We start from the raw sequence: 11,635 nt of genomic DNA on the forward strand, positions 1-11,635 counted from the left end.
CTCATGCGCCGGGCAGGGGGCACCCACCGCCTACCCGGCCGCGATCACCGCCACATCCGGCGCCTCGTACCCGGAGAGCTGGACCACGGCGAACTCCGTCCCCTTCGGGACGTCGAAGACGACCTCGTAGCGGGTCGAGGTGCCAGGGTTGATCTCATCGGCGAACGAACAGACGTCCCAGGACGTTTCAAAGGCCCTGCCGTCCTCGGTCCAGCCGGTCACCTCTCCCGGGTCCACGGCCGGCATCGACGCTCCGTCTCCGATGTTCGTCGCCGTGATCTCCAGGACGATGAACCGCTCCCCCGACGGCTGGTGCGTCTCCCCGCAGAATTCGTCCTTGTACGCATCGACCGTGTCGGTGCCGTCGATCTCGTACTCGAACAGGCCGTCCGAGGGGCCGGTCGCCTCCGGCGCCACGGCGCCGACGCCGTCTCCCGACTCCTCCGCGACCGGCTCCTCCTCGACCGGCTCGCCCTGGTCCCCTGCCTCCGGTGCGTCCTCTTCGATGCCCGCCGCGATATCGGACAATGAGGCGGAGAGATAAGCCTGATAGGAGAACCATCCCCCGAGAAAACCGACGGCGAGCGCCACGATCGCGGAAATAAGCGCCGTAAGGACGAGCCTCGTCTCCATGACGGCTCCCTTGCCCGAGGCGGGGGTACCAGGCACGCACCCCCAGGGATCAAGGCTACATCGCGCGGGATGAAAAGGGCAGACGCGAAGGAATCCAGGTCAGCGTCCGTCTTTGTCACCACATTCCGCCCTGGCGAGCGCCTTGCCGCTATTCCGCCAGCAGGCTCTCCAGGCGCTCGGCGGCGCCGTCCCACGTCCATGCGCGTTCCACGCGCTTGCGGCCCGCCTCGCCCATCGCCTTGGCCGACGACTCGGCGCCCACCACCTGGGCGATCCGTTCGGCGACCTCCTTGGCGTCGCCGCCGTCGACCACGTAGCCCGTCCTGCCGTGGGCCACCGTCTCCGGGGCGCCGCCGGACGACCCCGCGAGCACCGGCAGGCCGCTCGACGCCGCCTCCAGGAAGACGATGCCCAGCCCCTCGGCCTCGAAGCCCAGCCTGCGCGTCCGGCACGGCATCGCGAACACGTCGGCCGCCGCGTAGTAGGGCGGCATGGAGTCGTGCGCCACCGGGCCGGCGAACACCACCGCCTCCTCGACGCCGGTCCACTCCGCCAGCCGCCGCAGCCGGTCGCGGTCCGGCCCGTCGCCGACGACCAGCAGCCGCGCGTCGGGGAAGCGCGCCCGTACCCACGGCATCGACTGGATCAGCCTGTCGACGCCTTTACGGGGCACCAGCCGGGAGGCGCTCAGCACCACCGGCCCCTCCCCCAGGCCGTGGCGCTCACGCACCTGGGAGGGGTCGCCGCCCGGCCGGAACAGCCCCGTGTCCACGCCCGGCGCCAGGCGCACCATGCGGTCGCGCGCGGCGGGCGAGAGTGCAGGGGCGATCGCGTCCCGGGTGTAGCCGCCGATGTAGGTCAGGTGGTCGGCGCCGTCCCCGATGCGCCGCAGCGCCTGGCGGGTCCCCGGCAGGCGCGCCCACCACGCCTCGTGCCCGTGGGTGAGGCCGACGATGCGCCGCACCCCGCCGTCACGGCGCAGGCGCCCCGCCATGAGCCCCAGGGGCGCGGCGGCGCCGAACACCACCCGCGTGCACCCCCGCTCGGCGGCCAGCGCGGCGGCCCGGCGGGCCACCTTGGGCGTGGGCAGGAGCATGCCGGTGTCGACCCGCACCACCTCGAAGGGCTGGCGGCGGTCGAAGCGCTCGGGGCTCTCACCGGCCGTGCCGCCGCGCCGCCCGGAGGCCAGGACGGTCACCCCGGCGCCGTCGGGCCCGGCCAGCCGCCGCGCCATCTCGTAGGCGAACACCTCGATCCCGCCCTCGCGGGGAGGAAAGTCGTTGGTGACCATCAGGGTCCGCTCAGGCATCGGCGACGTCCGCTCCTCTCATGGGCGCTCCCACGGCCCCCACCGCATGATCGGAGACCCTGCCCGCCGCTCCCCCGCGCCACACCGGGCGCGCCCCGGTTCGGGCCGTTGGTCCCCTCACCGCCCGGGCGACATCGGACTCCTCCGCACCGGGCCGGGCATCCAGAGTGGCGATTCAACCACCAAGCGGCCGGACGAGTGGCGGAATCACCGCCCTCGCCCCATCGAACGACCCGCACCCGTGCCCGGGATACGCCGCCCGGTCGGCTTCCCCTCAGCCCACGGACGAATAGGCCACCACGCCGCGCTTGACCAGGTCGACGGCCCTTCGGGCGGTGCGGCGGACGCCGCCCTCCTCCGGGGCGGCCGCGGCGATCTGGCCCAGCAGGTCGATCAGCTGCTTGGCCGTCCGCACGAAGTCGCCCGCGGGCATCTCCGCCTCGCCGAGGATCCGGTCCAACCGGTCCCCCCGCGCCCAGCGGTGGGCGACCCACACGAACCCCATGTCGGGCCGCCGCAGGAACGACACCCGGTGCTCGCGCTCGGTCTCGTGCAGCTCCCCCCAGAGGCGCTCCATCTCCTCCAGCGCCTCCCCCGCCGGGCCGTCCGGCACCCGGGGGAACGGGTCGTCGTTGCGCCGCGACTCGTACACCAGGGAGGCCACGCACGCCGCCAGCTCCTGCGGGTCCAGCTCGTTCCACACGCCGCGGCGCAGGCACTCGGCCACCAGCAGGTCCAGCTCCGAGTACAGCCGCGCCAGCACCCGCCCGTCGTCGGTGACCTCGTCCCCGCTCTCCTGGTCCAGGTAGCCGAGCGACTGGAGCACCCCGCACACCCGGTCGAAGGTGCGCGCGATGACGTGCGACCGCCCCTCGACACGGCGCCGCAGCCCGTCGGTCTCCTTCTGCAGCCGGAAGTAGCGCTCGGCCCAGCGCGCGTGGTCCTCCCGGTCGGCGCACCCGTGGCAGGGGTGCTGCCGCATCTCGGCGCGCAGCCGCGCGATCTCCGGGTCCTCCTCCTTGGGGCCGCGCACCGGCGCCGCCCCCCGGGTGTCGATGGACCCGTCGTTGAGCTTGTTGCGCAGCGTCGCCGCCAGGTCCGCCCGCGACTTGGGCGAGCGCCCCGAGAACGACTTGGGCACCCGCACCCGCCCGACCGCCTCCACCGGCGTCGGGAAGTCGGCCGCGTTGACCCGCCGCACCTGCTTGTCGACGGTGAGCACCAGCGGCGCGGGCATGTCGCCGCGCAGTCCCGGGTCGAGCACGACCGCGTAGCCGCGGCTGCGCCCTGCCGGGATCCTGATCACGTCGCCCGGGCGCAGCCGCCCCAGCGCCTCGACCGCCTCGTCCCGCCGCCGCGCGTTGCGGCTGCGCGACCCCTCGGCCTCGACGTCGCTGAGCCGCCGCCGCAGGGCCGCGTACTCCATGAAGTCGCCCAGGTGGCACTCGGCCGCCTCGGCGTACCCGGCCAGCGCCTCCTCCTGCTTGCGCAGCCGCTTGACCAGCCCGACCACCGCCCGGTCGGCCTGGAACTGGGCGAAGGAGGCCTCCAGCATGTTCCGGCTGCGCTCCCGGCCCACCTGGCCCACCAGGTTGACCGCCATGTTGTAGGACGGCTGGAAGCTGGAGTCCAGCGGGTAGGTGCGGGTGCTGGCCAGGCCCGCCACCGCCTCGGGGTCGGTCCCGGCCTGCCAGACCACCACCGCGTGGCCCTCGACGTCGATACCGCGCCGCCCCGCGCGCCCGGTGAGCTGGGTGTACTCGCCCGGCGTCAGCGGCGCGTGGGTCTCACCGTTCCACTTGTCGAGCTTTTCCATCACCACCGTGCGGGCGGGCATGTTGATGCCCAGCGCCAGCGTCTCGGTGGCGAACACCGCGCGGATCAGGCCGCGGGAGAACAGGGCCTCCACCACCTCCTTGAAGGTGGGCAGCATCCCGGCGTGGTGGGCGGCCACGCCGCACTCCAAGGCGCGCAGCCAGTCGTGGTAGCCCAGCACCGCCAGGTCCGCCGGAGGGATGTCGGCGCACTGCCGCTCCGCGTAGTCGCGGATCTCGGCCGCCTCCTCCTCGGTGGTCAGCACCAGTCCGGAGCCGACGACCTCACGCACCGCGGCGTCGCACCCGGCGCGGCTGAAGATGAAGGTGATCGCCGGGAGCAGGCCGTCGCGGTCGAGCTCGTCGATGATCTGGACCCGGCTGGGCGGGGCGTGCTTGGCGCGCGGGCGCGGCCCGCCCTTGGCCCGGCTCTGCGGGTGGCGCCGCCGGTGCGCCAGCTGGGTGATGCGGTCGTCCTCCAGCGCGAAGCGGATCAGGCGCGGGTTGATCCGCATCTTCTCGCCGTTGACCTCCACGTGCACGGCCGGGTCGGCGCCACCGCCGCCGCGCCGGTCGCGGTCGCGCCTGCGGGTGCGCCTGCGCCCGGAGCCGCCGTCCCCGTCACCGTCGTCCCCGCCGGAGGCGTCCTCGGCCGGGACGAACAGGTCGTGCAGCCTGCGGCCGACCATGACGTGCTGCCACAGCGGCACCGGGCGCTTCTCGTCCACGATGACCGTGGTGTCGCCGCGCACCTGCTGCAGCCACTCGCCGAACTCCTCGGCGTTGCTGACGGTGGCCGACAGCGCCACCATGCGCACCGACTCGGGGAGGTGGATGATCACCTCCTCCCACACCGCGCCGCGGAAGCGGTCGGCGAGGTAGTGCACCTCGTCCATGACCACGAACGCCAGCCCGGACAGGGTGTGCGAGCCGGCGTAGAGCATGTTGCGCAGCACCTCGGTGGTCATGACCACGATCGGCGCCTCGCCGTTGACGCTGTTGTCCCCCGTCAGCAGCCCGACCCGGTCGGCCCCGTAGCGGGCCACCAGGTCGTTGTACTTCTGGTTGGACAGCGCCTTGATCGGCGTGGTGTAGAAGCACTTGGACCCGTCGCGCAGCGCCGTGTGCACGGCGTACTCGCCGACGATGGTCTTGCCCGACCCGGTCGGGGCGGCGACCAGCACTCCGTGGCCCTGTTCGAGCGCCCGGCACGCCCGCACCTGGAAGGGATCGAACTCGAATCCGTAGAGCCCTTGGAAGTCCTCGATGTCGGGACTGCTCTGGGCCTGTCGGCGGCGGAACGCGGCGTACCGCTCGGCGTGCGTACTCATCGCCCCCAGCCTATGGCGTTCCGGACACGGGCGGCGACGACCGGACACACCGGGGCCGCCGGTCACTGCAGGAGCCGCACCGCGCCCGGCACCGCCTCGCACACCAGCGGCAGGGCGCCCACCCGCTCGCCGTCGGCGTACCCGGACACCGGGCGCCCGTCGGCGCCCGGCTCGGCCTCGACGGCCACCCGGCGCCCGGTCAGCACCTCGACCTCGTCCAGCTCCACGTGGGACCCGCTCAGCGCCCGGGGGAAGAAGCGCAGGAAGTCCCGGACCCCGACCGCGTGCACGAACACCGCCTCCAGCAGCCCGTCGTCGGAGCGGGCCCCCGGGCACACCCGCACACCGCCCCCGTAGCTGCGGGTGTTGCCCACCGCCGCCAGCATGCCCTCGGCCTCCAGCACGCGCCCGTCCACCTCCAGGCGGAAGGGCACCGGGCGGAACGCGCGCAGCTCGGCGGCGATGCCCACCAGGTAGTTGGCCGACCCCAGGGAGAGGCGGAAACCGTTGACGCGCTCGTTGACGCGGGCATCGAACCCGCAGGCCAGAACGCTCAGGTAGTGGAAGCCGGGGCCGCGCTCGCCCCCGGCGCAGGAGACCGCGTCCACCTCCACCGCGTACCCGCGCAACGCGCGGCGGGCGGCCTCGGCCGGGGAGGGGCCGATGCCGAACTCCCGGGCGATGTCGTTGCCGGTCCCGGCGGGCAGAACGCCCAGCGGCACGCCGGTCCCCACCAGGCCCTGCAGGGCGGTGTTGACCAGCCCGTCGCCGCCGACCGCGACCAGCGCGTCCGGCCCCTTCTCCGCGGCCTCCCGGGCCAGCCGGGCGCTGTCGGCGGCCGAGCGCCCGGCCAGCACGGTGGTGTGCGCACCGGCGGAGCGGAGCTCGTCCAGCAGGCGGCGGGCGGCCACGGCGGCCCGGCCGCCGCGGGAGGACGGGTTGACGAGGACGGCGATGCTGCGCGACATGGGGGGCTTTCCTGTCAGGCCGGATCCGGGGGGCTGCACCCGGGCGAGCCCGGGTGCAGCGAGGATACCGACCGGTAGCCCGCCGCGCCCCCTCGGCCTCCTCCTCGTCCTACCCCTGGCCCTCGTCCTCGGGGCGGCGCTTGTTCAGGGGCGAGGGCACCGCGTGCACCTCGACCTCGCCGCGCTGGATGCGGCGCTCCTCCTCGGTCAGGTACTCCTCGGGGATGTCGAACTCCCCGTCCTTCGCGCCGAGCACGAAGGCCTCCCACTCCTGCGGGGTGAAGAACAGGATCCCCTTGTCGGGGTTCTTGCCGTCGCGCACGGCGCGGAAGCCGTCATCGAACTTGGCGACCTCCACGATCGCCTCGGAGTCCTCCCGCGACAGCGACGAGCGGTACCAGACCGCGTCCGTCGTGTCGTGCCACTTCTCGTTGCCCATGGCCTCGGGCGGGAGTTCGCGCTTGTTCTCTTCGCTCATGGCCGAGTCCTTTCCGGCGAGGGGAGGCCCGGCCCCGGGGTCCGCCACCCGGGGCGCACAGGCCGCTACGGGGCGACCTTAGCGCCTCGCGTCGTCCCCGGCGGCGTCCTCGGCGTCATCCAGCGGGGAGAGCTCGTCGTCGGCGAGCCCGTCGTCCTCCCCCGCGGCCCGGCGCCGGTCGTGCAGGAGGCAGAACAGCTCGGCGATCTCGAAGAGCACGATCAGCGGCACCGCCAGCGCCAGCATGGAGATCGGCTCGGCCGGGGTGACCATGGCCGACAGCACGAAGATGGCGAAGATGATCAGCCGGCGCCACTTGGCGAGCCCGGCGTGCGTGACCACCCCGAGCAGGTTCAGCAGGATCACCAGGAGCGGCGTCACGAACGCGAACCCGAACACCAGGATCATCAGGATCATGTAGTTCAGGTAGTTCGTGATGGTGATCATCGCCACCATGTCCTCGGTGGCGAACCCGAAGAGGACCTGCAGCGCCAGCCCGGTGATGTAGTAGGCCAGCCCGGACCCGGTGAGGAAGAGCGGCACGGCGGCGGCGACGAAGAAGTAGGTGTAGCGCTTCTCCTTGCCGCGCAGCGCCGGGGCCACGAACGCCCAGAGCTGGTAGAGCCAGAAGGGGCTGGCCACCAGCAGCCCGATGACGATGGCGACCTTGAAGCGCAGGAAGAAGGGGTCGAAGATGCCGGTGAAGATGAGCTCGCAGCCCTGGCCGCCGTCGCGGACCTCGGCCGGCAGCCGGCAGTAGGGCGCCTGCAGCGCCCTCCACACCGGGTCGAACACGGCGAACCCGGCCGCGACGCCCACGGCGATGAACAGGGCCGCCTTGACGACCCGGCTGCGCAGTTCGCGCAGGTGGTCCATCAGCGGCATGCGCCCTTCCGGGTCCTTGGGGGGCCTACGCCGCTGTCGCCCGTACTGCATCGCCCGCAAACGCTCCTCGAAGCGGGCCGCTCGGGCCCGCGATCCTGTCCGTCCCTAACCGCGGGCGCACCGCCCGCCCGCGCCGGTCAGTCCTCGTACCGCCGGACCGGCTCGCCCTTCTCGTTCACGATCCGCTGGCCCGCGGGGAGCTCGGGGTACTGGCGCTCCTGCTGCTGGGCCTGCGCGCCCTGCGCCTGCGCGGACGGGGCCTGGCCCTCCTGGGCGGCCTCCTGGCCCTCCTTGCGCTCGCCGTTCTCCTCGTCCACCAGGCCCTTGGCCTCGGTCTTCAGGATGCGGGCGCTCTTGCCGAGCGAACGCGCGAGCGTGGGCAGCTTGGACGCGCCGAACAGCAGGAGTGCGATCAGCAGCAGGATCAGCAGCGTCCGAAAGTCCATACCCATGACTTCAACCTCTTTCCCAGGCGCTACCTGCACCTTTGATCGTACGCGCTCTCCGGCGGCGCCCGATTCGGGGGCTCATCGGACCCCCTGGCCCGCGCCGCGGGTCCGCGCACGGTAGGCGCGGTAGTGCGGTTCGAGCTCGCCCCGGGTCCGCTCGACCTGCGCGCGCAGGCGGCGGAGCTCGGCCAGCATGCGGGCGGTCAGCACCGCCACGAGGAGCAGGCCGACGAGGGTCACAGCGGCGAGGCCGAGGATCGCGAGCACGACCACCACCATACTCGGTCGAACGTGAAACCCGCCCGGCCCACAAGTGTCGCGCACCGGACGAATACATCACGATCCGGCCGGACCCGGGGCCTTCCGGCCGAAACCGCGCCGCCCCCTCACCCCCTGGGCCGGTCGCCGTACCCCTGCAGGGCGCGGGCGGCGTCCTCGCGCACCCGCTCGGCCAGCTCGGCCGGGGCCACCACGCGCGCCTGCGGCCCCAGGCGCAGGACGAGCCGCCGCACCCACCGCGGCGCCGGGCTGCGCAGGGTGGCGCGCAGGCGGCCGCCGCCCAGCTCCTCCAGGCCGCTGCACACGTAGTCCTCGGCCACCCAGCGGGCCTCGGGCTCCAGCTCCAGGGTGACCCGCGCGTCGTCCTCGGAGAGCTGCAGGACCCCGCCGCTGAGGTCCCGCCGCCGGGCCGACTCGGGCACCCGCGCCGCCTCCGGCAGCACGGTCAGGTCCAGGACCCTGTCCATCCGGAAGAGCCGCACACCGCCGCGCAGGCGGCACCAGCCCTCCAGGAAGGCGTGCCCGTCCTGGACGACCAGCCCCATCGGCTCGACGTCGCGCTCGGTGACCTCGTCCTCGTAGCCGGACAGGTAGCGCAGGTGCAGCCGCTGCCCGGCGCGCAGCGCCTCGCCGCAGCGGCGCTGCTTCTCCCGCTCGTCCTCGTCCAGGTCCACCCGGACGGCGACCGAGTCGGCGAACTCCTCGGCCGCCGCGCCCGCGGCGGCCCGCAGCTTCTCGCCGACCCGCTTGAGGGCGTCGCCGCCGGCCGCGCCGGGCAGCTCGCCCAGCAGCTCCAGGCCGACGATCAGGCTGGCCGCCTCGTCGGCGGTGAGCCGCAGCGGGGCCGCCAGCGCCTCGGCGTTGCCGATGATGATCTCGCCGGTCTCCTCGGCCGCCTCCAGGTCGACCTCGATCAGGTCGCCGGGGGTGTACCCGGGCAGGCCGCACATCCACAGCAGCGACAGGTCCTTGAGCACCTGCCGCTCGGACAGGCCGAAGGAGGCCGCCACGTCCGGCACCCGCACGTCGTGGCTCAGCGCGTAGGGCACCAGCATCAGCAGGCGGCGCAGCTGCTCGGCCGAGGCGCTGACCCGCCGGTCCCCCGCGCCGTCCCCGGCGGCGCCGTCCCCGGCGCCCTCCCCCTCCGGGGCGCGGTCGGCGACGGCGCGCAGGTGGGCCACGACGGCCTCGCGCGCGTCGGCGGGCTCGGTGACCACGACCCGGTCGCCGAACCGCGCCACCGCGCCAACCAGGTGCCGCAGGTCGGCGTAGGGAAGCTCCAGGAGGTCCCAGGTCCGCCCGGGACGGCCGTCGCGGCCCTCGTCCAGCCGCGCCCCGGCCTCGACGCGCCGGGCGGCGCGGCGCAGCTCGTGCGCGGAGCCCTCGGCCACCAGCAGGCGGGCGGTGTACTCGGGCTCGGAGCGGTGCGCGCGCACCACCGACCGCACGTCCACCCCGTCGGGGACGCGCACCGGCGGGCCCGAGGAGAGCACCTCCACCTCGCCCGCCACGCGCCCGAGGCGGAACACGCGCCGCTCCCCGCGGTCGCGGTCGCGCCCGGCCACGTACCAGCGACCGCGCACGTTGACCACGCCCCAGGGCTCCAGCACCCGCCGCTCGGGGGCGTGCGCTCCCGGCTTGCGGTAGTCGAAGGCGACCGGGCGGCGGTCGCGCACCGCCTGCCACATGGGCAGGAAGGCGGGCTCGTCGGTGGCGAGCACGGGGGTGACCGCGGGTGCGGCGTCGGAGTCGGTGGGCACCCCGGCGGCGCGCAGCTTCATCATCGCCCCGGCGGCGGCCTCGCCCAGCGCGGCGTGCCGCCAGGCGCGGGCGGCCAGGCCGAGCACGGCGGCCTCGTCGGGGAGCAGCTCGATCTCGGGGAGGGTGTAGGCCGCGCGCGAGATGCGGTAGCCCTCCTCGCCGCTCCACATGTCCCCGCCGCCGGTCTCGACGGGGATGCCGCTCTGGCGCAGCTCCTTCTTGTCCCGCTCGAACATGCGCTTGAACGCGCCGTCGCTGTCGGCCTCCTCGTATCCGGCCACGGTCGCACGGATCTCCCGGGCCGTGAGGTACCGCCGGGTCGACAGCAGGCAGATCACCAGGTTGAGCTGGCGCTCCGTCTTCTTTCTGGACATCGGCGGATCCGTTCCTCCCCGCATCGCCGCGCGCCGCCGAGGCGGCCTTCAGCCCCGAAGGTACCGTCATTTCCGTGATTCGATGGCGTGAAGGACGGGTACTGGGGACGGGCCGGGAATGGCCCGGCGCGGTCGAGCTGGAGGTCCGGCTGGGGCCCGGCCTGGGGGACGGCTCCGGGGACCCCCCGGCGGGCGCTCCCGCGCACGGCGGTGCCGGCCCCTCTGCGGACGCCTCCCCGGGCGCCGGCGGCACAGCGGCCACATGCCGCGCCCTCGCCTACACCGACCTGGTCGGCAGCCCCGAGGAGGGCGACCGCGTGCTGCTCAACACCACCGCCCTGGACCTGGGGCTGGGCACCGGCGGGTACGCCATGGTGGTGGCCCTGCCGGACCGGCTGCCGCCGGACGCGCCCGCCCCCGGCCACCTGGTCAAGGCGCGCTACACCCCGGTGCAGACCGCGGTCCTGGGCGCCGACGGGCAGGACGCCCCCACCCATGAGCTGCTGCGCGACGCCGAGAGCGTGGACGGCATGCCGGTGGTCACCGCCGACCTGCACTCGGCCCTGCCCGCCGTGCTGGCCGGGGCCCACCTGGAGCGGCCGGGGCTGCGCGCGGTGTACGTGATGCTCGACGGCGGAGCGCTCCCGGCGGCGTTCTCCCGGACGGCGGCGGCCCTGCGGGAGGCGGGGCTGCTGACGGCCACGGTGACCACCGGGCAGGCCTTCGGCGGCGACCTGGAGGCGGTGACGGTGCACAGCGGGCTGCTGGCCGCCCGGCACGTGCTGGGCGCCGACCTCGCGGTGGTCGCGCAGGGGCCGGGGAACCTGGGCACGGGCACGCCGTGGGGGTTCTCGGGGGTGGCCGCGGGCGAGGCGGTCAACGCGGCGTCGGTGCTGGGCGGGCGCCCGGTGGCCGCGCTGCGGGTGAGCGGGGCCGACGCGCGCGAGCGCCACCGGGGGGTGTCGCACCACAGCCTGACCGCCTACGGGAAGGTCGCCGCGGCGCGGGCGGACGTGCCGGTTCCGGTGCTGCCGGGCGCGTTCGGCGAGCGCGTGGCGGCGGAGGCCGCCCCGCTGGGCGGCCGGCACCGGCTGGTGGAGGTCTCCGTGGACGGCCTGGAGGAGGCGCTGCGGGAACTGCCGCTGCGTCTGTCGACCATGGGCCGGACGCTGGACGAGGACAAGGCGTGCTTCCTTGCGTCGGCCGCCGCGGGCCGCCACGCGGCCCGGCTGCTCGGGCGGACCCCGCGTTGATCCCGGGAGAGGCGACGCTTCCGGGCCGCCTCAGGTTCTGGTTCATGGGGTGCCGGTGTCCTCCCCGGTCGGGGCGGTGGCCGCCGAGCTCCGTGGTCGCG

The 11,635-nt window shown here is 74.5% G+C and carries 10 protein-coding genes; 1 reads left to right on the forward strand and 9 read right to left on the reverse strand.

Features of this window, described 5'->3' with window-relative positions; translation table 11 throughout:
- Positions 1 to 30: 30 nt before the first annotated feature.
- From O4J56_RS20485 to O4J56_RS20525, 9 genes are all read right to left on the reverse strand, one after another.
- Complete coding sequence (locus tag O4J56_RS20485; RefSeq protein ID WP_270687816.1) at positions 31 to 633, reverse strand: DUF4352 domain-containing protein; 603 nt, start codon at positions 631 to 633, stop codon at positions 31 to 33.
- 148 nt (positions 634 to 781) lie between these two features.
- A complete protein-coding gene (locus O4J56_RS20490) occupies positions 782 to 1,942 on the reverse strand; it encodes a glycosyltransferase family 4 protein (RefSeq protein ID WP_270687817.1) in 1,161 nt (386 codons plus the stop codon).
- Positions 1,943 to 2,216: 274 nt separating this feature from the next.
- On the reverse strand, positions 2,217 to 5,087 hold the full coding sequence (locus tag O4J56_RS20495) for a DEAD/DEAH box helicase (protein WP_270687818.1): 2,871 nt from the start codon (positions 5,085 to 5,087) through the stop codon (positions 2,217 to 2,219).
- A 62-nt stretch (positions 5,088 to 5,149) separates the two neighbouring features.
- A complete protein-coding gene (locus tag O4J56_RS20500) occupies positions 5,150 to 6,055 on the reverse strand; it encodes a diacylglycerol/lipid kinase family protein (protein ID WP_270687820.1) in 906 nt (301 codons plus the stop codon).
- Between the two features lie 109 nt (positions 6,056 to 6,164).
- Positions 6,165 to 6,533: a DUF397 domain-containing protein gene (locus O4J56_RS20505; protein ID WP_270687822.1), complete on the reverse strand. Its 369-nt coding sequence runs from the start codon at positions 6,531 to 6,533 to the stop codon at positions 6,165 to 6,167.
- A 78-nt stretch (positions 6,534 to 6,611) separates the two neighbouring features.
- Positions 6,612 to 7,418, reverse strand: coding sequence for a twin-arginine translocase subunit TatC (tatC, locus tag O4J56_RS20510; RefSeq protein ID WP_270687824.1), 807 nt, complete (start codon positions 7,416 to 7,418; stop codon positions 6,612 to 6,614).
- A 137-nt stretch (positions 7,419 to 7,555) separates the two neighbouring features.
- Positions 7,556 to 7,864 (reverse strand): twin-arginine translocase TatA/TatE family subunit, encoded by a 309-nt coding sequence (locus tag O4J56_RS20515; RefSeq protein ID WP_270687832.1) that lies wholly within the window; start codon positions 7,862 to 7,864, stop codon positions 7,556 to 7,558.
- 81 nt (positions 7,865 to 7,945) lie between these two features.
- On the reverse strand, positions 7,946 to 8,134 hold the full coding sequence (locus O4J56_RS20520) for a hypothetical protein (protein ID WP_270687825.1): 189 nt from the start codon (positions 8,132 to 8,134) through the stop codon (positions 7,946 to 7,948).
- Between the two features lie 119 nt (positions 8,135 to 8,253).
- The gene (locus tag O4J56_RS20525) at positions 8,254 to 10,281 is read right to left on the reverse strand and encodes a helix-turn-helix transcriptional regulator (protein ID WP_270687827.1); all 2,028 of its coding nucleotides are present in this window, start codon (positions 10,279 to 10,281) and stop codon (positions 8,254 to 8,256) included.
- Positions 10,282 to 10,355: 74 nt separating this feature from the next.
- Between O4J56_RS20525 and O4J56_RS20530 the strand changes: the two genes are divergently transcribed.
- Positions 10,356 to 11,534 carry a DUF3866 family protein gene (locus O4J56_RS20530; protein ID WP_270687829.1) on the forward strand — a complete coding sequence of 393 codons (1,179 nt, stop codon included), beginning with the start codon at positions 10,356 to 10,358 and terminating at the stop codon, positions 11,532 to 11,534.
- Positions 11,535 to 11,635 lie beyond the last annotated feature (101 nt).

The organism is Nocardiopsis endophytica (assembly GCF_027706725.1).
GTDB lineage: Bacteria > Actinomycetota > Actinomycetes > Streptosporangiales > Streptosporangiaceae > Nocardiopsis_A > Nocardiopsis_A endophytica.